This window comes from Flagellimonas allohymeniacidonis (genome assembly GCF_004296335.1).
In the GTDB taxonomy this organism is placed as follows: domain Bacteria; phylum Bacteroidota; class Bacteroidia; order Flavobacteriales; family Flavobacteriaceae; genus Flagellimonas; species Flagellimonas allohymeniacidonis.
The window spans coordinates 124960-148183 of record NZ_SGIU01000001.1 but is presented as its reverse complement, the minus strand read 5'-3'; the positions used below and the strand labels follow the sequence as shown (position 1 = coordinate 148183).

Annotated in this window: 18 protein-coding genes and 2 tRNA genes; 11 read left to right on the top strand and 9 right to left on the bottom strand. The window is 39.1% G+C overall.

What is annotated here, in order from left to right; all coding sequences use genetic code 11:
- Positions 1-10: 10 nt before the first annotated feature.
- Both EW142_RS00665 and EW142_RS00660 read right to left on the bottom strand, forming a co-directional pair.
- The gene (locus EW142_RS00665; RefSeq protein ID WP_130608220.1) at positions 11-1735 is read right to left on the bottom strand and encodes a hypothetical protein; all 1725 of its coding nucleotides are present in this window, start codon (positions 1733-1735) and stop codon (positions 11-13) included.
- A gap of 233 nt (positions 1736-1968) precedes the next feature.
- On the bottom strand, positions 1969-3834 hold the full coding sequence (locus EW142_RS00660) for a tetratricopeptide repeat protein (protein WP_165395191.1): 1866 nt from the start codon (positions 3832-3834) through the stop codon (positions 1969-1971).
- Between the two features lie 611 nt (positions 3835-4445).
- Between EW142_RS00660 and EW142_RS00655 the strand changes: the two genes are divergently transcribed.
- From EW142_RS00655 to EW142_RS00620, 9 genes are all read left to right on the top strand, one after another.
- Positions 4446-5777, top strand: a complete 1332-nt coding sequence (locus tag EW142_RS00655) for a DUF2268 domain-containing putative Zn-dependent protease (RefSeq protein WP_130608214.1) — start codon at positions 4446-4448, stop codon at positions 5775-5777.
- A 95-nt stretch (positions 5778-5872) separates the two neighbouring features.
- The gene (locus tag EW142_RS00650; protein WP_130608211.1) at positions 5873-7585 is read left to right on the top strand and encodes a gluzincin family metallopeptidase; all 1713 of its coding nucleotides are present in this window, start codon (positions 5873-5875) and stop codon (positions 7583-7585) included.
- A 64-nt stretch (positions 7586-7649) separates the two neighbouring features.
- Positions 7650-8921: an RNA polymerase sigma factor gene (locus EW142_RS00645; RefSeq protein ID WP_130608208.1), complete on the top strand. Its 1272-nt coding sequence runs from the start codon at positions 7650-7652 to the stop codon at positions 8919-8921.
- An 82-nt stretch (positions 8922-9003) separates the two neighbouring features.
- Entirely contained in the window at positions 9004-9357 is a 354-nt protein-coding gene (locus EW142_RS00640) for a YciI family protein (RefSeq protein WP_165395190.1), read from the top strand.
- A 43-nt stretch (positions 9358-9400) separates the two neighbouring features.
- The gene (locus EW142_RS16615) at positions 9401-9550 is read left to right on the top strand and encodes a hypothetical protein (RefSeq protein WP_165395189.1); all 150 of its coding nucleotides are present in this window, start codon (positions 9401-9403) and stop codon (positions 9548-9550) included.
- A gap of 437 nt (positions 9551-9987) precedes the next feature.
- A complete protein-coding gene (locus EW142_RS00635) occupies positions 9988-11067 on the top strand; it encodes a heparan-alpha-glucosaminide N-acetyltransferase domain-containing protein (protein WP_130608202.1) in 1080 nt (359 codons plus the stop codon).
- A 398-nt stretch (positions 11068-11465) separates the two neighbouring features.
- Positions 11466-12272: a restriction endonuclease gene (locus EW142_RS00630; RefSeq protein ID WP_130608199.1), complete on the top strand. Its 807-nt coding sequence runs from the start codon at positions 11466-11468 to the stop codon at positions 12270-12272.
- Between the two features lie 622 nt (positions 12273-12894).
- Positions 12895-13185, top strand: coding sequence for a nucleotidyltransferase family protein (locus EW142_RS00625; protein ID WP_130608196.1), 291 nt, complete (start codon positions 12895-12897; stop codon positions 13183-13185).
- Positions 13178-13513 (top strand): HepT-like ribonuclease domain-containing protein, encoded by a 336-nt coding sequence (locus EW142_RS00620; RefSeq protein WP_130608193.1) that lies wholly within the window; start codon positions 13178-13180, stop codon positions 13511-13513. Before EW142_RS00625 ends, EW142_RS00620 begins: the two co-directional genes overlap by 8 nt.
- Before the next feature lie 4 nt (positions 13514-13517).
- Here the strand turns inward: EW142_RS00620 and EW142_RS00615 are convergent, their stop codons facing one another.
- The 6 genes from EW142_RS00615 to EW142_RS00590 all read right to left on the bottom strand — a co-directional run bounded on the left by EW142_RS00615 (position 13518) and on the right by EW142_RS00590 (position 19848).
- Positions 13518-13775, bottom strand: a complete 258-nt coding sequence (locus EW142_RS00615; RefSeq protein WP_130608190.1) for a tyrosine-type recombinase/integrase — start codon at positions 13773-13775, stop codon at positions 13518-13520.
- Positions 13747-14754 carry a site-specific integrase gene (locus tag EW142_RS00610; RefSeq protein WP_130608187.1) on the bottom strand — a complete coding sequence of 336 codons (1008 nt, stop codon included), beginning with the start codon at positions 14752-14754 and terminating at the stop codon, positions 13747-13749. Before EW142_RS00610 ends, EW142_RS00615 begins: the two co-directional genes overlap by 29 nt.
- A gap of 214 nt (positions 14755-14968) precedes the next feature.
- A tRNA-Pro gene (locus tag EW142_RS00605) sits at positions 14969-15046 on the bottom strand.
- 16 nt (positions 15047-15062) lie between these two features.
- Positions 15063-15146 (bottom strand) — tRNA-Ser (locus EW142_RS00600).
- 185 nt (positions 15147-15331) lie between these two features.
- Positions 15332-17686 carry a TonB-dependent receptor gene (locus tag EW142_RS00595; protein WP_130608184.1) on the bottom strand — a complete coding sequence of 785 codons (2355 nt, stop codon included), beginning with the start codon at positions 17684-17686 and terminating at the stop codon, positions 15332-15334.
- A gap of 125 nt (positions 17687-17811) precedes the next feature.
- Complete coding sequence (locus EW142_RS00590) at positions 17812-19848, bottom strand: HD family phosphohydrolase (protein ID WP_130608182.1); 2037 nt, start codon at positions 19846-19848, stop codon at positions 17812-17814.
- A gap of 110 nt (positions 19849-19958) precedes the next feature.
- Here EW142_RS00590 and EW142_RS00585 point away from each other — a divergent pair, with 110 nt between their 5' ends.
- Positions 19959-21134: an acetyl-CoA C-acyltransferase gene (locus EW142_RS00585; RefSeq protein ID WP_130608179.1), complete on the top strand. Its 1176-nt coding sequence runs from the start codon at positions 19959-19961 to the stop codon at positions 21132-21134.
- A 21-nt stretch (positions 21135-21155) separates the two neighbouring features.
- Positions 21156-21908: a C40 family peptidase gene (locus EW142_RS00580; RefSeq protein WP_130608176.1), complete on the top strand. Its 753-nt coding sequence runs from the start codon at positions 21156-21158 to the stop codon at positions 21906-21908.
- A 46-nt stretch (positions 21909-21954) separates the two neighbouring features.
- Here the strand turns inward: EW142_RS00580 and EW142_RS00575 are convergent, their stop codons facing one another.
- Positions 21955-23217, bottom strand: a complete 1263-nt coding sequence (locus tag EW142_RS00575; protein ID WP_130608173.1) for a tetratricopeptide repeat protein — start codon at positions 23215-23217, stop codon at positions 21955-21957.
- Positions 23218-23224: the final 7 nt, after the last annotated feature.

The window sequence follows — 23224 nt, the reverse complement described above, 5'->3', positions numbered from 1 at the left end:
TGTTTGTGTTTTAGTTTTCACAATCCCAAGACACCTCGCGAGCAACACTAAAACTATCTGCGACATTCTCTATGAAAGATGTGCCTCTGATACTTACTTCTATAAAATTATCCTCGATATTTGTGACAACTCCATCAAACGGACTTATACTGATTTGTGTCTCTAATTCTTTTCCACTGAGCAAAGTATTACTTGTCTTATCCTTTCCTGTTATTGTAAAACGTTGCACAAACGGAATTTCAATATTGGAGTACGTTTGATAACTGTCATACACCAAAGATGCTTTTCCTGGCAAAACGGGTATTTCACGTTTTGAAAAATAAGTTTCTTCCTTACTTTTTTCCATTTGCTCAGAATATGTTGCTTCAGAGCCTATCTGCAAAGATGTTTCCATATCTACTGAAAATAAATCTGAAAACAAACCGGGAACCCCAAAAAAGGTTGCCCCGGCCTCCAATCCAATCGATAAAGGGGTTCGGGAAGTTTCCGTGGTATAAACAGATAATGTTTCTTCAAATCCTACGGTGCTTTTTACGGTCAATTTTTCTTCACGCCCTGCCTCAGTACTTATGGTACTTGAAGTGCAGTTCACAAGAGTGCTATTAAAGGCAAATTTTGTTGTTGCCGGAGGGAGTATGGGTTTTTCCTGAATTATTCCGTTTGGTCGGATGTCCCAATCAATGTTCATGGATAAAATTCTAAAATATGCGGTTTGTTTTGTGGAAAGCTCTGTAAAAGGGCCTAGGCTAAACCCACCACCAGGATTAAACAGAGTAGGTTCCTTTATCTGAAATTTCAGGTCAAAACCGTTACTATAGATCAAATACTTTCCCCTTTCAACCTTTTTGATGACAAATTCAAAACTGGAAAGCGCATCCGATGCGGAACGCGTAAGTTCTTCCGGAGATAGGGGGTACTTTAGATTGGATTCTCTAAGACTATAGGAGAAAAAAGTTTTAGGTTTAAAAGGATCTGGATTAGGTAAAACACCTATATAATTATTTGACTTCGCCGAAAAGATATAATAAGTGTCCGCTTTAGTTGGATGCGCCTGAAACCTGAATTGTTGACTGAGTTTTGTACTAATGGCCAAATCTTTTTCGGTAAATATGTCCAATGCTTCACCCTGTTGATCTGTAGCTTGAACGACACCAGGACCAGTGGAACCGTCATATTTAAATAAATTTAAAAAATACGAGGTGTCACTTCCAAAAGAGTTCCAATCATTTGTATCTTCAATATCCTCTGGGCCTACATCAACCCTGGTACCATTTTCTTTGAAAGATAATTTTGGATAAACTTCAGAATACATAACACTGCCCATGTCATCGCTGTGAATCTCCAATTCTACACGAACCCCTTCTTTGAGCTCCGAAGAGGCTTCTTGAGTTAAAGAGTCTATCTTAAAAGATAACTGTGCAATGTTGGTATATTCATTGATACCAATGGTTTTGGAAAAACTGTTATGAGTTGCATCAACGGTTATTTTCGCATTATGGGTGTTATACCCTTTTTGTTTAAATCTTCGGGTATCGAACACTAAACCAATATCTCCTTTGTATTCCTCGATATCGTTTGTTGAAATTCCTGGATAATATTCAATTTCTCCTTCGGGACCGGATATTTCCGGATCGGTAGCTTCATCATCAGTGGAATCATCCTTACTGCAGGCTAAACCTGTAAGAATGATCGCAACAAGAAAAAATCCAATTGATAATCTGTTTGTTGTTTTCATCACGTTTTGTTTTGTGGATTAAACTTTAAATCAGTTTTGTGCGACCTGCCCGGTACTGGTCTGCAGTACCAAACCGAGCAAGACCACAAAACGATTGCCAGGATTCCATATAGAATTCTGATGGCACTACAAACCTAGAGCACCAAATTTGAGGATTAAAAAAAGTCGTGCGGACAAAATGAGGACACCTTTAAAAAAAGTGAGCCAAAATAGGGACAGTCGACCAAGCTTACTTATAGGGTAATCACAAAATCTCTAAGCGATTCGTCTGGGGTTAAGCCCAATTTTTTACGTAATCGGTAGTAGGCCTTTCTTACACCTTCGTGGGATATATTGAGGATATTGGCTATTTCTTTAGTGGAAAGGTTCATTTTTAAAAGTGCCATTAAACGGAGTTCATTAGAGCTAACATCAGGAAATTTTGATTTAATAGTAGTGTTGAAATCTCTATGCACTTCTTCAAAATAACGTGCAAAATTTTCCCAATTGTTATCATCTTGCAAATCAAAATTGATGGTATTAACGAGTTGAGAGATGCCTTTTTTGTCTTTTGCAGATTTTATTTCTTCGGCTTTTTGTTTTAAGCTTTCCAAGGTTTCATTCTTCTTGGCCAAAAGAAGCGCTTGGGTGGTCAATTCCTTCTTTTTAAAGGCTAGCTGTGCATCTACATGTTCTTTTTCCAGTTTATTGCGCTTCATTTTTTGGCGCAGTGCATAGTAGCCCAGTCCAAAAATGAACAATGACAGACCAAGCCCCAATCTTAAGAGTAGTTTTTGCAGATTGCTTATTTCCGCTTTTTGTTCCAAAAGAGCAATTTCCTGTTCTTTTTTTTCAGTATCGTAAATAATTCGGAGTTCCTCTATTTGCTGAGACTTGGTTTCATTGAAAACACTGTCCTTTAATGCACTGTACATCATATAATCATCAAGTCCTTCTTTATATTTTCCAATTTCTTGAAAGGATTCGGACCTCTTTTTGTACAAGTGCAGTGCGCTTTTTATAGACTGAGTGGAGTCGGCTATGACTATTCCTTTTGTAAAGTAAAAAACAGATGATTCTGGATCATTGGTCTTATAATAAAATTCCCCAAATCCAGAGTACGTATACTGGATAGCGGCTGGATATTTCATTTCTTTGAACAATTGTAATGATTGTTCAAAATGCTTGAGCGCATTTTTAGTGTCATCCACCGCCAAATAGTTCCTGCCAAGTCCATTATGAATGGTTGCTTCCGATAACGAATATTTATTTTCCTTGCTAATTTTCAAGGCTTTAAAATAACTGTCAAATGCTTCTGTATGTCTGCCGAGGGTTTTTAAGCTATTTCCCAGATTCTCTAGGGTTAAACAAGTAAAGTTTACATCTCCCAATTTTTGATAAATCTTCAATGCCTGTTCATAGTACCTTATTGCTTGGGCTGTATTCCCAAGATCGCTTTCAAGGGTTCCAAGACCATTCAATGCATCGGCAACATAAATTTCCTCCGCATATTTCTTATATAGTTTTAGCGCTCTTAATTGGTGTTTCAACGATAGTTGAAGCAATCCTTTGTTGTAATATACCGTGGAAATTGTATGGTAGGTACTTCCTATATACTTAAAATCAGACTTTTTAACATTGGGAAGAAATGCCCTATTATCGTATAATTCAATGTTCTGGTCAAGATAGGACATCGCCTGCACGTAATCGGTTTTTTGAATGTTAAGATCGGCCAATTGCGTGTTGTTTGACATAGCACCACGGATATCATTGTTTTCGGTATAGAATTGAAGGGATTTTTTGAAGGAATATTCAGCAGAGTCAATCTGGTGGCGATTGCGAAAATACAGTCCAAGTGCATAGTTACCCATGGCCATCCCCTGTTTGTAGTCCAACTCTTTGGAAATACTGACCATTTCATTGGCATATCTGTAGGCCTCCTGGGGGGAGGTATACGTTAGTTCTTTGCATAGCAGATTACCTAGAAATACTTTTGTTGTGTCGTTGGGTTGTTTTTGATATGCTTGTAGGATGCTATCAAGTGTTTTATTTTCCTGCGCCTGGATTTTTAAAATGAAACAACTAAATAGGGAAAGGAAAAATAGTCGCAAAGTTTTCATAGCGGTTGGTTTACTAACTAAAGTAGGCATTTAACCATTTGCTTAAAAAGAAATGCTTAGAATGAACAAATGTCGATACCTTGTTCAAGGAGCTTTGAAACAAACGTTTGTTACTCCTTAAAATATCCAAAGTCTCTTAAAACGAAGGTATTAAGGGATTTTTTTTCAAAATCTGGTGAATCATTATAAGTAACTCTCAACTCAAAAAGGCAGAAATAAACCAACCATTGAAGTCTTATCTTTTTTAGGGAAAACTACACAATAACTACGTAAAGAAGAATGTAATAATTTACAAAGTGAATTTAGATTTTCTTTGTAAGGATGTAGTCCCCACTTAAGGGATACAGCAAAACCTCAAATTGTTTTCTTCAAATCACATTTCGCAGAAGGACTGATTTTCAGTGAATCCATAGGAACATTTATCGGGATGTAACCTTTAATAAAATTTGGTGTCCCTATTTAAACAACTTATTTGTCATTATCAATAAAGAAATAGTATCAATTGAGAGTAAAGCGTCCACAACTGAATATTATCAATTTAAGGTTGGCCAAATTTCTAAAATTTCATTGTGCCGTTCTCATTTTTTTGTTTAAACCCAGCCGATATAATTATGATACACCTTAAAAACAGAAAATCAATATTCTACATCGCGATCCTACTTGTCCTTTTTACGGCATCTTGCAAGAAAGATGTCAAACCAAATCACACTAGTAAAAATCGTGTGGATTTTGATAAAGCATTTGAAGCTTATGAAACCGCAAAGGAGCATTTAAAAAAGAAGGACACCTTAGGGGCAATCAACAATTTCGTTAAAGCTGCGGAATATGGTTTTGAACCCAGACAGGCCTTTTCCGAGGCCATATATCACAGCATGCAATTGAACTTGTTGGATGGGGCGATGAATCTTTCATTCAGAATAGTAGATAAGGGTTTTCGCGATTTCAGTCAAATGCAGACACCACCATTTAATGGGTTGGCTGAGCATGCGGATTGGGAAAAGTTGAAAACTGCCATTCGAAAAAATGAAAAACACTATAGAGATACCCACGGTAACATTGATGATATCAAAATAGTGACGTCTGACATCGACAATTTTTGGAGGGCCTATGATTTGGCCAAGGTCAAGGACAGTCTTGGCGAGAAGCGGGAGATTTATTTGAAGGAGTACTTTATAAAGGGTTCCAAAGGACTTCAAGATTTCACATTCCTTAAAATGAGACAGGGCGGTATCGATCAATTTACCGAGTTTGTAGAAACTCATCGTCCTTATTATGATGGCATTAGAGAGGCAAATAAAAAGGCCTTAAATACACTTTCTAGCTATCCAAATCATCTAAAAAAAGTACAGCAACTTATCCCCAAAGCCACATTTGCGGATACTTATTTTCTTATGGGCTGCCACACATCTTTTGGAACGGTAAGTATGAATGGTTCGCTAATTGGGCTTGAAAACGTGGTTGATGAAAATACCCCTGTACATACCTTACCAGATTATAGGCAGTCCATAACAAAAGGAGTGGATTTCCTGTCTTTTGTTTTAATTCATGAGCTCATGCATACCTATCAAAATACCTCACACAGAAGTTTATTGGGAGCCACCATTATGGAGGGTGGCGCCGACTTTCTTACCGAACTTGTTTTAGGACCACCCAACGTGGAGCTGGATTACAGAATATATGGTGAAAAATATGAAAGGGAAATCTGGGAAGAATTCAAACAAAATCTTGAAATAACAAACCACAAAAACTGGATAGCCGGTGTGGATGCTAAAAAGAAAGCTATTGGGTGGCCTTCAGATTTATCTTATTTCATAGGGTATAAAATTGCTAAGGGATACTACCAAAACACTATTGACAAAGAACGGGCGATTGTAGATCTTTTGGAAATCAAAGACCCTTACCAGATCTTGAAAGTTTCCGGGTACGGTCATTTTGAACAATGAGATATGACCATACAATCAAAAATACGCTGTATCATTTTTTGGGTTAAAATATACTTCAGAACAGTTCTGACTTTATGAAAAACCACTTTAGAACAATGAAAATATTGAACATCATAATCCTATCGATTGGCTGTGCATATCAATCTATATGTGCCCAAAACATCACATACAAACTCAATGCCGAGATCAACAGCGAACTTCAATTGGAGGCCAAATTTGAAATTGAATTTATTGGCGATACAAAAGGGGCAGATATTGAACTGTTCTTAGATGCTGCCGGAAAAGATTCCCTTGGTTCAGCCATCAAGGTTTCTAAATTGGTAATTGATGACCAAGGTGTGGTGCTGCAAAAAGGTAACGGTTGGCTCTCCGTTCCAAAAGGAACAAGAAAGTTGACCATTGAATACGGCATAGACTTGGCCCATGCCAAAAGTTGGACCAAGTCTATGGGCTATGCAGTATTTCCATCCAATAATAGCAACAATTCATGGTATCCAGATATCTATATTGATAAAAGTCGGAACTTTCAAAAAGACTTCGGCTTAGAGCTTACCTATCCTGACAACATCACCGTATTGACATCTGGCCGGAAAAGGGATGGGGAATCAAAGGACAACGGCTCCATTACCACATTCCATTTTGCGGAAAACATAGAATATTTTGCGCTAAATGTGGGGAAGAACTTTATTAAAAAGACCGTCACGGTTGATGAGGTGGAGTTGACCTATATCTGTGACCCAAAATATCAGAAACAATATGAAACGGTAGCCGATGTTGTAGTTGATGCCATTGACTGGTTTACCAAAAAATATGGTTTCTTTCCCAAAAAGTACTTAGGTATCGCTATGGGGCATCCTAGATGGAGGGGCGGTTTTCCATCTGAAAATATGTTTTATATTCATAGGGGAAATTTATCTGAAGCCTTCCTCCAGTGGATAACATCACATGAATTGGGCCACTACTATTGGGGTTATCATGTTCAGACCGATGCCCAGGATAATTTGGGGCATTTAATGTTGGCGAATGGTATCTGGATTGACCAACTCTACGTCTCCGAAAAACGAAACATTCCGTTCGAAAGACTGTGGACAGACCCTTCCTCACAATCCAAAATGCTCAAGAGATACTTGGTCGCAGTAGTATCGAATTATGAACAAGAGCTTGGATTGAACAGTGCGGCACAACAAAATTTGGAATTTGATTATAACAGTTATATCTCCCATGGTAAAGCTGCGACCGGACTGTATCTGATTGCCAATCAAATCGGAATTGATGCCTTTCTGAAGGTCCAAAAGAAAATCCTTCAAGAGTTTGGTGACAAGACCTTTTATGAACCAGACTTTAAGAACATTTTGGTCCAAGGGGGATGGGAGGGTGCAAGCAGGTTCATAGATCAATGGAATAAGGGAAACGCCATAATTGAATATAACATAACAGGGCTGAAAAATGAAGCCCATGACAGTATATGGAGGTATACCTTTGATTTGGTCAAAGCCGGAACGGTCGACTACCCCATCGAAATCGAAATCACTGATACACAAGGAAATAATTATAAACATGTTTCCTCGGGAACAGAAAGCAAAGAGACCATAACTGGAGAGTCAGAATATCAAATTGAAAATGTGTTACTCGACCCTAGGGGTATGGTACCCATGTGGAACAGTGACCATAGAGACATGAGGAGGCTTTACATAATGGCCATGTATGAGTCGGGCCATACCAGACCGGCCATGTTACTGGGAAACATGTTCCTGAAAGAATATCCCAATGATTCCCATATAAAAAAACTGATGGAAAATAGTAATTGATTGGGTATAAGGCCACAAAACGAAATAACCGCTTCGAGATGGTTATTCTCCGAGGTTCTGTAAAATGAAAAACCAAGAAAAAATCAATAGCCTTATTGAGCATTTCTTTAGGCACGAGTCTGGAAAAATGATATCGGTTTTAACAAGGTATTTTGGTGCTGAAAAACTCAACTTGGCCGAAGATCTGGTGCAGGAGACGATTATAGCGGCCATCAGTACCTGGACCTACCGGGGCATTCCCGATAATCCCAACGCCTGGCTATATCGTGTGGCCAAGAATAAGGCGTTGAATATATTGAAGAGGGAAAAAATAAAGCAGGCCTATATATCCTCAAAACACCATAGGCCGATACCAAGGGAAGAAATTTTGGTTGATGAAATATTTTCACCAAAAAATATTGAAGATGACCAACTTCGAATGATGTTTTTATGCTGCAATCCCCTCTTGTCAATAGATTCCCAAATTGCATTGACATTAAAAACGCTTTGCGGATTTAGCATTTCAGAAATAGCCAAAGCATTTTTTACGAGTCCAGAAAGTGTTAACAAACGTCTGGTACGGGCACGAAAGAAGATAAGGGATGACAACATTTCTTTTGATGTGCCTTCTAAAATGGATATCAATGAAAGGTTGGAGACCGTCTTGGAAACCATTTATTTGATATTCAACGAGGGCTACAGCGCTTCAAAAGGCAAATCAATCATCCGTAGGGAACTGTGCGAAGAGGCCATCCGCCTTACCGACATTTTATTGAACACAGATTTTGTCGCTGAAAAAGCCAATGTTTATGCCCTTAAGGCATTGATGCAGTTAAATACCTCAAGATTCAACGCAAGGCAGGACGCCAATGGGCAAATAGTAAGATTGGAGGATCAAGATAGGAGATTATGGGACCTGAACATTATGGAAAAAGGGTTTGTGAACCTGGGTAAATCACACCATAAGTACGTTTCAAAGTACCACCTGATGGCTTCCGTTTCTGCTTACTATTGCATGGCCAAAGATTTTGAATCCACCAACTGGAAGAGCGTCTTGACGCTTTACGATAAGTTGCTTCAAATAGAAAACTCGCCTATCGTTTTAATGAATCGTGCCATTATCATATCAAAAGTACATTCTATAGAAAAAGGAATCGAAGAATTGGAGAACATTAAAAATCACAAAGCGATACGATCCCATCATCTTTACTATTCCATATTCGGTGAATTTCTCTTTAAACTGAAAAGGAACAAACAAGCGGTAGCCATGATGGAGAAAGCCATTGAATTGGCGCCATTGAAGATTGAAAAAGAAACATTGAAAAAGCGACTTGAAAACTTCAATTTTAAAAACTGAGAAAAGTGTGTCCCTATACTGATTTCCAAATTGTTATGAAGATAGTGGAATGCACAATTAGAAACTATAAATGAAATATATAATGAAAGAATTTTTATTGATCATCAAAACAGATGGTTGCGTTTGGACAGACCTATCTCCTGAAGAATTACAGGCACATATGGAACATGGCGGAGCCTACATAGGTGAGCTTATGAAAGATGGGGTTATTAAGGCTGCAAATCCAGTAGAAAAGACAGGTAGTAGGGTCGTTACGGGCAGCAACGATACTTTAAAGGATGGCCCGTTCAATGAAAGCAAGGAACTCGTTGCCGGTTTTTTTCATATCAATGCAAAAGACATGGACCAAGCCGTGGCCATCGCAAAGAAGAATCCGATTTTCAACGATATCCGAACTACCATCGAAGTACATCCCTTGATGCCGATTGGTGGATAAAGTCAAGTATTTTTAGTGGACTTAGAGCCTCAAGAATGAATTCTTGAGGCTCAAGGTTGTTGCTACTGACAAAGGCTTTGCGATCAAGGTGGAGGATAATTCCCTACAGTTATTTGAAAAAGAGGGCATTTACTTTATCGACAACACCGACCAAGACTTCTTTACCATAGAGGAATTTAGGGAACTAGGATAGTTTCCAAGTTTCGTTTTTTGATTGATGATTAAGCCAAGCCAAGTGCCTGGCTTTTTAATACCGATTCAAATTCATTCGAAAATGTGGGTGGAATGCAACCATATTTCTTTTGTAGTATATCTAAGAATGGAAACCAAGAAAAATTGGATTCTATTAACGGATTTCTGGATTATTTTGGTTAGAAAAATGAACATCTTAAAGGAATCCATTCCTCTTTATTGATTAGTCCTATTACCATGTCAATTAAGACAACACAGTATTTGGAAGAGACTCCTATCTTGAAAACCTTCACTATTAAGCCCTATCCACATGGCCTGGGTTGACCTCTTCGAGGTTTTTCAAGATTAATCTTTTATTGATTCTATTATTGTATTGGGGATAATAAATGTAGCTTCGTCCTCAAACGCATTTAGTCTATAAGAACTTGAAAGACTACTATGAAAAAAAAGGAGGAAACAGAAAGACTTTATTTCATAGACGCCATTAGAACCGGGGCAATTTTAATGATGTTACAAGGTCATTTCGTGGCAGCGCTATTGGCTGACGTATATCGGGACAAGGGTAATCTGATTTTTTCTATATGGAGTTATTTGCGTGGGATTACCGCGCCCTTGTTTTTTACCGTTTCAGGCTTCATCTTTACTTTCTTACTAGTTAGGGATTATCATCAAGGCTTTTCCAACCCTCGCGTTAAGAAAGGTTTTGTAAGAGGTGTTCAGTTGATGGTCATAGGATATTTGTTGCAAATTCGCCTCTCCAGTGTATATAAAGGATCCATCAATAACTCTTATGACATAGTACATGTCCTTCAATGTCTTGGTTTGTCCATCATATTGATCTTAGTGGTCTATCTGGTTTTCTTCAAACTAAAAAAAACAGTTTTTTCATTGTTTTTGTGTTCTATGACAATCCTGTTGTTTGCTTTCAAATCCAGTTACGAACAATGGGATTATTCTTTAATTCCCGATTTTTTCTCCAACTATTTTACAAAGGCGAATGGTTCGGTCTTTACAATAGCACCATGGTTTGGGTTTGTTTCCTTCGGGAGCTTTTTAGCCGTAATATTCGCGAACTACCATAAAAGACCCAATTTTTACAGGTATGCAATTATTACCATTGTTTGTATGGGATTTGTTTTGGTTGCCAATTCCTATGAAATCATTAGAGACATTAAAGAATTGACCGGATTACAATTTTTTCAAGACGCTTTACAAAATGCTTTTCTCTTTGCCCGCTTAGGAATTGTGTTATTTGTTTTCGCTTTATTTATGCTGTTTCGCCACTTCTTTAAAAACAAGCCGCTCTTAAGAATCGGACAAAATACCTTACCCATTTATGTATTGCACTCTGTGGTGCTCTATGGCAGTATTACGGGATTTGGGCTAAGTAGATTCTTTTATCACTCACTATCCCCTACATTGGTCGTTCTGGGAGCAATAATTTTTGTAGTTTTTGTCAGTGCAGCTGTTATCAAAGTTGATGGAAAAGTGAAAATAGCCAGATTATGGTTCCAATGAACCATTCTTTTATAAAACCAGTTGGTTATTAGGAGAGCTTCAGAACTATTGAAGAATTTCATAATGGCAGTTATAGTGTTGTTATTTTCATGAGAAAGTTGTCTTAACCAAATAGTTTCAAAGGGATTCCGTTCCAACAGCGGAGCACCGAATATTGACTATCTTTTAAAATGACAATTTCATTTTTCCCATAAAACCAATCTTTTATGGTACTTCGCGAATATTACGTCGACCCAAAAGTATAATTAAACGATTGTAAAGCTCCCCTTATTTCCCTTTAGTATTTGCTTAAATTAGTTTAGCAAACAGGAGATATGTAGACATTAAGAACTATATTCCTATGTTGACTGTAAACAGTCAGAAAGCATTAAACTTCAAAAAGAACTGGTGGTATTAGAATGGATTGGAAAGAATACGAAAATATTACTAAGTATATCTATGAAGAATTAGGGAGAGAAGCTGGAGTAAAGATAATTGGATATGGAAAGTCTTTTAAAGTAAAAGGGAACTCAAACGTTTCTCATCAAATAGATGTTTTGACGACTCATAGTGATGGAATTCATGATTATCAGACAGCAATCGAATGTAAATACTGGGAGAAAAAGATAAACAAAGATGTTGTAATGAAAGTTGCTTCAATTATCGATGACACTAACATAGATAAGGGAGTAATAGTTTCAAAAAGAGGATATACGGAAGATGGAAAATCCTTCGCTAAACAGAAAAACATAGGTCTTGTTGAACTAAGAGAGTTAGATGAAACGGAAGCAAAAGAAACCAACTTCCCTATAGCTGAAATGGTCCTAAATTTTAAAATAAAACGTAAAAGACCAAAAATATCAAATATTGAATTTGATTATGTTGATAGAAATACTGAATTGTCCAAAATAGAGCCGAATCAAATGATAATTAGACTTGAAAATGGTAATGAAGTCGCTCTCAACGAATATATTTTATCCTTTGAAGAAGAGTTGCATAAACAAGAACCAAGTAAGAGAATAAAGAAGTATTTTGAATTAGAAAATGCGAATATTATTAATTACCTGAGTAAAGAAATAGCTCAAACAAGAGGACTCACAATGTACGGTTTCCTAGAATTAAAAAACATGGATAATACGCGTCATTTTAATATCGTTGATGAAGTTTGGTTAAAAATGAAATCCATTTTGAAGATAATTCATATACAATTTCAAAGTTGGGCATGATAAAAAAGGACAATAATTAATTGCCTAGAACTTACCAACACATAACCAAGAACTGAGTTAATTCAAAGTTCAAAAAAACGATGAAAACGATCAAAGAGGTAGAAGTGAAATTAGCTCTAAAAAGAAGTAGAAAAGACAGTCTTGAAGGTAGAACTACACCTCATGGGATAGTCATAAAAAAGCTTAGAAATAAAATCAAAAAGTTTAAATAAGCAATGTAAAACTAAAAGAGGGCCAAAGCCCTCCTTTTTAAATACTTGTTGCTTTTAAGAAAAGCGTATTAATTTTAGTCCTGTATGCCTTCGGTAATTCCTCCAGCTTTCATGGCGGTTAAGTAACCTATCGATAATTCCGCTGCTCTTATTACTATTTCTCTTTGTATCTTTCATCTTTACTTCTTTTTTCCTTAGGTTGTGATGGATGCAACTTGCACCCCTATTTACACGGTATATTTGACGCAAAACCACCCGAGAAATTACATTATTAAGAGAAGTTTAACCACTTGACTGGGCTCATATTTATGGGAAAGTAACTATTCTAAAATCCTTGACTAAAACCAATTGAAAACTGGGTGCAAATTGAAAAATATAACACTGGCAGGTTTTTTGATTAACTTAGTATTATGAAATCACTCAGTGAGATAAAATCGACATTGGAAGGCAATAGGAGTAATTTATTCCATTCCTACCATATTAAGTCTTTGGCCATCTTTGGTTCATTTGCCAGAAATGAGGAAGATGAAGGCAGTGATTTGGATATTCTGGTGGAATTCAACGATAGGATTGGGGTTCGATTTATCGATCTTGCCAATGAGTTGGAAAAATTGTTTGGGGTAAAAGTTGACCTTGTTTCAAAAAAGGGAATCAAAAAAAGATACCTTAAATCAATTGAACAAGATTTAATCTATGTCTAAAAGAGATAACTCCCTTTTACTATTGGATATGCTTGAGGGAGCAGAAAAAATCTTGAAATATACCTCTGACCTTAATTACGAATCATTTTTGGACGATGAAATGGTCATCGATGCGGTCGCCCGCAACTTTGAGATTATTGGAGAGGCGGCCAACAGAATAGACCCAGACTTTCAAAGTGCACATCCACAAATTGAATGGCAAAGGATTACTGGATTCAGGAATCGAATCATTCACGAATACTTTGGAATTGATTACGAAATCATGTGGACAATAATCCAGGAGAACATTGGAGAATTAATAGATGAACTAAAAGAATTGATCAATTAAGATTTTACCTGTTTCTGTCCTGTCTTTTCTCTTTAAGCCTTTTCCTCAATTTTCTTATATCGTTCACTACCTTTTTGTCCAACACTTTGGCATAGACCTGGGTCGTCTTGATCTTCGAATGGCCCAATAATTTTGATACGGTCTCTATGGGCACCCCATTTGACAGGGTCAACGTGGTGGCAAAAGTATGTCTGGCGGTATGAAAGGTCACTCGCTTATCAATTTTGCAGGCCCTACTGATCAGTTTCAGGTTTGAGTTCATCTTTTAGGTTGCTCTGCATGGGAAACAAGCCTTTATTGCCTCTATTTGCACCGTTATACTTCTGAATGATGTCCTGAGCCTCCGGAAGTAATGGGATGTTGAGGCTTTCTCCCGTTTTTGCCCTGTCCAGATATAACCAGTAATTCCCATCCATATCCCTAATCAAACTGTTCTCGGTCAGGGTCTTGACATCGATATAGGATAGACCGGTATAACAGGCGAACATGAATATGTCCTTGGTTCTGTCGATGCTCTCCAATCCAAAGTTTTTCTTCTCGATACGTTCGAGCTCTTCTTCAGTGAGGAAATCACTGTTGGCCCTTTCAAACCTGAGCTTAAAATTCGAAAACGGGTCGCTTTCCAACCAACCGAGCCTTACCCCCAGCCTTGATATCTTCTTCAACCGCTCCATATGCTTCATGGCCCCATTGTTGTTGCATATGCTCTTGGTGGATGGTCTGTATTTTCTCAAGTATTGCTCAAAGTCCAGGATAAACTTGTAATCAAGTTCCCTAAGTGGTATGTCGCGTAATTTATGTTCTTCTTTGAGAAATAGGTCGATGCACCTTTCCGTGCTATAATAGTTCTTTCTAGTCCCGGCCTTTATGGAGGTGTGCATGGTTCCGTTGTGATAGCCAATAAGGTCCTTCAGGGTCTTGCCATTCTCCCCAGTATGCATATAACGTGATTTAATGGCCAATGGGGTTACCCTCTCCCCTTCCCTGAGCAATTCCCGATGCGCCTCAAGGAGCCCAAAATACACTTGGTCCAAATAGCTGTTCAGTGATTTCACAAGGCTTGAACGCCCCATTCCCCTTTTACGGGCATTATCCCATAGATGGCATTGAAGTTTCCGCTGGAGGCTGAACTCCAGACGTTCCCCATTTACCGTGATTCGACAATAAATAGTGGATTTCTCGGAATCTTTTTTCCGCTTTCTTGGAAAGAAATTTATTGATAACGTGGCTCGGCTGCTCATATATTTTGTTTTACAGACGAAAGCCAAATAGCTGCTTAAATTTCTACACAATATACACCAAAAATAAGTGCCCTGAAAGGACTCCCGATTTGGACACCTCCAAACTTGGATTTAGCGCCAAATGGTGTTAAATAGTGCCAAATGGAATCTTTTTTGCGATGAAACTAAAAAATAAACCCTTGATAAATAATTGATTATCAAGGGTTTATAAATTTGGTCGGGGTGGCAGGATTCGAACCTGCGACCTCCTGCTCCCAAAGCAGGCGCGATAACCGGGCTACGCTACACCCCGAAAAAGAGAAAAAAAGCGGAGAGACTGGGACTCGAACCCAGGCGACAGTTACCCGCCGACAGATTAGCAATCTGCTCCGTTACCACTCCGGCACCTCTCCTAACAATCTTAAGAACTTACATTCTGAAAATGCGGATGCAAATGTACCTTTTCATTCGTAAGATCGCAACTATTTTTTGATTTATTTGCGCGGTCTCATATCGTAAAAAAAATCCAAAGAGCGTATGGCCCTAGCCCTAAACCAAATGGACTAATAGTAGATTGTCAATTATGATTTACAGGTTTTCAGAAGGACCAAACCGTTTTCACTGCTCCCCTTTTTCCGTCCTCGGTTATACCCCGCACATCAAGATAATAGGTATCAATGTCCTTAGGGGTATCAAATTGAATGAAGGCCTTACCATTTTCATCCGTCTTTAACACAGGATTCCAGTAAACTGTTGTAGGAATACCTTCTGCTTTGAGAATTTTCTTGGGAACAGTTTGCTCATACGCTTCAAAATCCATGGAATTATGATACCCTTCATAGCTCAGTTGAGCCAACTTTCGTGCGATATGGTTCTCATCTGATCCATTTCGCGTGTATATGATTATTGCTCCACCGGCCGCCCGGGTTCCATAAATGGCTGCCTTGGCCCCATAAAAAATTTCAATTCTTTCCACATCGCGATAATTCACCAGATTAATGATATCTACCAATGATGTCGGCTGAATCAAAGGCATACCATCCAAAACCCAAAGTACGGGTCCTACCCCGGCAGCCTGTAACAAGGTTACTTCTGGATTCAAATCCCCAAGACCGGTAACATAAACCCCAGCTATTCCCAAAAAGAGTTGTGGAATGGTTTTGGGTTTTTCATAATCTTGAAACATCACCCTGCTGGGTTCGAGGTTGTATATGGAAGGTGTTAACTTTTGATATCCCTTTTTCTCAATCAAAGTAACCCCATCTAAAGCTATGAGTTCATCTTCTGTTTTATCTCCCGACAAGAAATCAACCGCTTTCTTTCTTTGATTCGATTGCTTGGCCTTTCGGTTGTCAACCCTGGTGATAACATTTTCCCGGTTGGATTTGAACAAGGGAGGAGTTTCATACTCAAAGGGAATCACCTGAACCAATTTTGTTTTGCTTTCCTCCCCAACGGTTCTGAACACTATTTTTACCTCTCCATCAATTGAGAGTCCAGATAATTTAAACAATCCCTCTGAGTTGGTCTCTACTTCTTGGGCAATAGCCTCATCCTCCGTCAAAATCAATACCTGAATTTTTGAATTCATCAACAAGGATTTGTCCAAATCGTAGGCTTGTCCATAAAAATCCAACCCATTTTGAAAATCATAGCGAATCTCTGAGGGCAGTTCATTGGTCACATTTCCAACAAAAAGTTTAGAAGACTGCCCGGTGAGCACCAATAAATCGTTAAGATACCTCTGGTTTCGAAGGCTCATCCCCGATGACGAGATTCCCTTGTTGCCCTTGTCGATTCTCCTCTGGGCTCCCAAAGCAACTGAAAGTTCTGTTAGCACCGGATTACCTTCTGTATCGGTCACTTTCACCTCCAAAATACTTTTTTCTCCCTCCTGTGAAGTGCCTTCCAATCGAATTTGAAGCTCTTTACCTTCATGGTACAAGGGTCGTTTTGCCCAAATTTGTCCAAACTCATCCTCCAATTGCAAATAGCCTATCCCTTTTGGAATATTTTCCTTTGGAATAGTGATTTCAAGTACATTGCGATCATTAAAGTCAACATTCTTTTCAAAATAGCTTACACCTCCAGCTTTGCCTTTAAGAACCAATGACTCACCTTTCAATTCGGAAGAAGCTTCTATTCTAACCAATAGACTTTCGCTATTCAAATTGTTCATTTGAATGGTATATCCCATATCCTGTAACTCCGGTAGTGGAATCTTTTGATTTTCGCTGATTTTGATTGCATATTGCTCACCCTTTTTTGGCTTGATCAAAAAAGTGCCAAGACCATTTCCATAGTGCTTTACAAAAGCTACCTCCTCATTATTGGAATTGACCACAGGCAAATCCCGGTGATCAAAATCATCTAATTTAACCGCAACTCTATTGTTCAGTCCAGAAACCAAATTCCCTCCTTCAGGAAAAATAAGGGCCTTTTCATCAACAATCAATGTAGTTTTGACCTGATCACGGAGTGAACCAATCCTTACTTTTTTTGTAGCAAAATAGTCTGGGCCATAGTTCAGCATCCATCGCGTGTAGGCTCTAAAGTAGTAGTCTCCTTCCCTTAATTTTTTTGGAATTTCAAATGAGCCATTGCTGGTGCCTTCCTCAATTTTATGATACTGGCTTTTTACCAAGTTCCCCTTGGCGTCCAATAGTTCAACCTTTAGGACAGCACTGCTACTAACCCTCACATGCTTTGGGCCCGTTAGCACATAGGCCTTAAAAAAGATAAAATCCTTGGGCAATACCAACTCCTTGTTCGTATGGAGAACCACCTGTTCTTGCCATAGCAATAACGAGTCAAGCGCTGTTTGCTGGAAATTAAAGTCGTTCCCAAAATCTTCTTCAGAATTTGGGCCATGCTTTTGGGCCATCATAGTTGTGCACAGAAGTAAAAAAGATAACAAGATAGCGTTCGAAAGAAAAGGAGATGTCTTTTTCATAGCACTGATTTTTCGAGAATTATCGGTTGAATTTTCTTTAAAAGATAGTAGTCACAGCGCAAAACCACAAAGAGTTTGTAGTTTTATTAACATGAAAATAAAGTGGTAGCCATAGGGATTTGCTGCTACTCGGGGTATTCCACCCTAAGGTGGTAAATATTGGTGAGTTTGCGCTTGAGCACCTTTTTTACAATTTCAATCTCTTTCAGTGTAATGTTGGCATTTACAAACTGATTGGCCTGCATTTGCCCTTCCACAATTTTCTCCACAAAACCATCAATCAATTGATACGTTGGATTCTTAAGGCTTTTTGATGCCGCCTCTACCGCATCGGACATCATCAATATTGCTGTTTCTTTTGAAAACGGTATCGGACCTGGATATCGAAAATCTTCTTCATTTACCGATGCCTCAAGTTCTTGTTGTTTTTTGAAAAAGTAAAAGACTAATGTCGTCCCATGATGGGTTCTAATAAAGTCTATAACGCGGTCGGGAAGCTTGTTTTTCCTTGCAGTTTCTATGCCTTCAATTACGTGGTCAATGATGATTTTTGCACTTTCCTTCGGTGGCAAATCGTCATGTGGATTAATATTGGTTGTTTGATTTTCAGTAAAGTATGCGGGGTTGTTCATTTTACCGATATCGTGATACAGCGCCCCAACACGAACCAACATGGCATTGGCACCTATCTCATTGGCGGCCGCTTCCGCCAAATTTGCTACCTGCAAAGAATGATGAAAAGTTCCCGGTGCTTTATTGGATAGCTCTTTTAAGAGCTTTGAGTTGGTATCTGATAGTTCCAGAAGCGACACGTCGGAAATCAATCCAAAGATTTTCTCGTAGATGTAAATCAGCGGTTGTGCAAACAAGGTCAAAAGTCCGTTCAATACAAAAATTCCGAAGAGAATCCACTCAATACTTTCCAAATTACCTTCGTGGATGATATGAAAGGCAAAATACCCAAGGATGTAGATAAGTGTAATCTGCCCTACGGAAATAAAAAGATTGGCCCTTTTATATAATTCCGAAGCTGTTAAAATAGTCACGATTCCAGCGATAATCTGAAGAAAAATATATTCAAAACTGTTGGGTACGACAAAGCCCAAAATAAGAACGGTAAGCACGTGGACAAATAAACCAAGTCGCGCATCAAAAAAGTTTTTAAGAATAAGTGGAAGGATACAAAGTGGGACCACATATACATAGCTCTCCTGGTTTTTGACCATTAAGGTTGTTGCCAAAACCATTAATAAAATATTGAAGAAGATAAAGGTGAGCTTGTTGTTGTTCTTAAAAATTTCAGGGCGATAGCGCTTGATAAACAAAAAGAGCATCATCAGTACCAAAGCCACCAAAATGGTATATCCCAAAAGAATGTAAAAGTAATTGTCCCCTCTCCAGAGCTCAGATTCGTACTCTTCCTTAAGGGAAAATAGCATTTTGTGATTGTCCCCCTCCACAACTTCCCCTTTGGCTATGATCTGTGTGCCTTCTGAAACCTCACCCCTAGTCAATGAAATTCTGGACAATTCATCGGCCAAAGCTTTATCGGTGAGAGCTTTGTCATAAAAAACATTGGGCTCCAAAAGCCGTGTCAGTATGCTGGCCAAAGGAATATCCCTTTGAAAATTGGTTGAATTCAACAAAGCCCGAGTCTTTTGCTTGGCATCGCTGAGATTGGTGTAGCTATTGGAGCCCAAGGTCAGAGCTTCATTGTTCTTTACCAAAAAAATAGCATCAGAGCTGGGAGATTCCTGAAATATGCCAAAAGCGTAAATACTGTCTATTGCACCTAGAGCCGAATTTCTAATTCTGTTTTGGGTAGATCTACCGATTTCTCTTTGCCCAAAAATTTGAGAGAGCTCCGCTTCAATGGATTGCTTTATCTCCGCAGGAACTGTGGCATCATAACTATAAAAATTGGTCTTGTTGTCCTCTATGGATTTTCGCTCCTCCTCCAGTTCTTCCGCCGTTTTTTTTAAAGAAAAGTCTATTGGGGCGTAAAGGTTTTCATATTGCCAAGGTTTCCCTTTTTGAAATTCATATTTGAACTTGCCTCCTTTTGGAAAAAAGAACACAATCAGTACTACGGAAGCGAGATACAGAAAATACTTGTATGCTAGTGATTGGTATTTATAAACATTATCCAAAGTGTTCCCCATCGTGAAGTGGTAAAAGCCAAAAATAGAAAATATAAATAAGAAGGTATGAAGAGTTTCAGTGCAGGGCTTTGCATTTAAATTTAGTAATTTGCAGCGTTAAATATCAAACTATGAACAAAGTCGTAATTGTAGCTGCAGTCAGAACTCCGATAGGAAGTTTTATGGGTGCTTTATCAACAATTCCTGCCCCTAAACTTGGGTCGATTGCCATTAAAGGCGCTCTTTCAAAAATTGGATTAAAGCCAGAAATGGTAGAAGAGGTATTGATGGGCAATGTGGTTCAAGCTGGTACTGGACAAGCTCCTGCACGTCAGGCGGCCATTTATGCTGGAATACCCGATACGGTTCCGTGCACCACTGTGAACAAAGTTTGCGCCTCAGGAATGAAGGCCATTATGCAGGGCGCACAATCCATCGCACTGGGTGAAAATTCCATTGTGGTTGCCGGAGGTATGGAAAACATGAGTTTGATTCCCCATTATGCCTACATGCGACGAGGATTGAAATTTGGCCCAGCCTCCATGGAAGATGGAATGCAAAAAGATGGTCTGGTGGATGTTTATGACCAAAATGCCATGGGTGTTTGTGCAGATGCCTGTGCAGATAAATACAATTTTTCAAGGGAGGAGCAAGATACCTTTGCCATCCAGTCCTATGAGAGATCGGCAAAAGCTTGGGCCGAAGGTAAATTCGCGGATGAAGTGGTACCTGTTGAAGTCCCTCAGCGCAGGGGCGAGCCAATTGTAGTCTCCGAAGATGAGGAGTATAAAAACGTGAAGATGGATAAAATTCCTGCTTTGCGACCGGCCTTTACTAAAGAGGGAACAGTAACAGCTGCCAACGCCTCCACCATAAACGACGGTGCTGCTGCAGTTGTGTTGATGAGCGAAGAAAAAGCCAAGGAACTTCAGTTAACTCCTTTGGCGACCATAAAAGGATACGCGGATGCGGCACATGAACCCAAATGGTTCACAACGGCCCCCGCCAAAGCCCTGCCAAAAGCTTTGGACCGAGCGGGTGTTGCAATTGGCGATATTGATTTTTTTGAATTTAATGAAGCGTTTTCAGTTGTGGGCTTGGCCAATATGAAGCTATTGGAGCTATCAGACAACAATGTAAATGTAAATGGGGGTGCTGTATCGTTAGGCCATCCTTTAGGATGTTCGGGAGCACGAATTACCATCACATTATTGAATGTCCTAATACAAAACAAAGCCAAATTGGGAGCAGCTGCCATTTGCAACGGTGGTGGCGGAGCATCTGCAATTGTCTTGGAAAGACACTAACCTCAAAAGCCTCCTTAATTCATGCAATACGGAGTTTGTCCGCAAAACGTTGTTGCTCTTAGAATAGCACCCGATGATGCTAGTGAAATGAGTTCTCAGGTTTTATATGGGGAGCATTTCAAGATTTTGGAAGGTAGGAAGAAGTGGAGCAGAATTCGACTGAGCTATGATGGCTATGAAGGATGGGTGCGCAATATTCAGATTCTCAAAATCCCCGAAAAAGAATTTGAAGCACTTGATGGAGCCCAAAACTTAAAATATGCCTCTGAAATTATTTCGCATATCTGCATAAACAATCATATGCTAATGCCGGTTCTTTTGGGTTCTGTGGTCACAAGCACCAAAAGCTTGGAACATACCTTTGAGGGGAACGCAATGGAGGGTATACTACCAAAATCCAAATTGGTGGATGTTGCCCTGCTTTATTTAAAGGCACCATACTTAAGAGGAGGTAGAACCCCTTTTGGTATCGATAGCTCGGGATTCGTTCAACAAGTTTATCGTATTAATGGCTATCAATTAAAAAGAGAAGCCGAAGAACAGGCCAAGCAGGGCGAGGCTTTAAGTTTTATTGAGGAAAGTGAGCCCGGAGATTTAGCTTTTTTCGACAATAGCGAAGGAATCATCAATCATGTGGGCATCATTTTAGAAGATAATTATATCATCCATTGTTTTGGGGAGGTTCGAATTGATCGTCTGGACCACACCGGAATTTTTAACACGGACAACAAATTGTACTCGCATCAACTTAGGGTTATAAAAAAGGTCATATAAAAAAAGCCCCGGTGAACCGGGGCTTTTTTCATTGGCTGAATCTTTTCTATTGTTCCAATAGCTTTTTAACTCTCATGAAATTTTCGTTGTCACCCAGTGCTCCATAAATATTCTTCAATTGGGTAAGAACACTTTGATTGTCGGGGTTGCTCTCAAGAGCTTTCTCCAATACCTTCGCACCCTCTACGAACAGGTCATCCTTTTTCCGCTTCAACTCATCATATCGTGCAATATCAGCTCGAGAATTACCCAAACTGTTCATCTCGTCAATAAGTCCGTTACCTTCATTCACATAAGTGGTAGATAGGTTCAGCAGCGCATTGATATAACCGGGGTCGACCTCCAAAGCTTTTCTATAAGCTGCCCTGGCATCTTCCATATTCCCTTGCTCCATATTGATAACACCAATGTTATACAATAAATCTGGGTTATCAGGAGCCATGTTAGAAGCAATGGACATCAATTCCTTGAACTTATCCTTATCCCCTATCGCATAATGTAAATTGGCCTCGCCAAGTACCAAATTAACGTCATCTGGATCTACCGCACGGGCATCTGCATAGGCTGCAAGTGCCTTGTCGTTTTGACCAAGTTGTTGATAAATTAAGGCAATGTTTTTAACCACCTCCGGCTTTTTGGACGGTGTTCTTTCTTCTTTAGGATCGTTATGTGTACCTGCCTTTACATAAAGGTCGCGGGTATTCTTGTCCATTTCCTCTACTTCACCACTGCTTATATTAACGGCGCTGTATTTTACACCGCTCCCATCGTAACCTATATCTTTCAGTTCGTGGTAGTACTCCAAGGCCTTGTCGTAGTTCTGACCGTTTACAGCGCTGCTTGCCGCGTAGTAGAGATAAATCGTATCTTTTGGACTTAACTTGTAGCCTAAATACAACTTTTCAGCTGCATCATCAAACTTCTTGTTATTGTTATCCTCTACAGCCGCATTTACCAAGTCGGCTGTCATTTGTGATAGTTGTTGGGCTGCCACCGTAGTATATTTTTCCTTACCACCGGCTTCTTCAATAGCTATTACTTTATTGTAAGCGTCAATTGCAGGTTGAAATGCCTCGGTATCTCCCTTTTTGGCCATATCATAATAAACGTTTCCGCTTACCGCATAATACTGCGCCTGGGTTCTTGCATCGGCGCCATCAATTAACGAAGCGGCTCCATCCAAAGCTGCCTTCGCAGAAGCGGCATCCCCACTCTTCAGCGCCTTTTCTGCCGCCTTGATTTCACTCTTCTGGGAAAATCCAATTGCGGATATTCCTATAGCGATTAATAATAAAACTTTAGTCTTCATTGTAGTG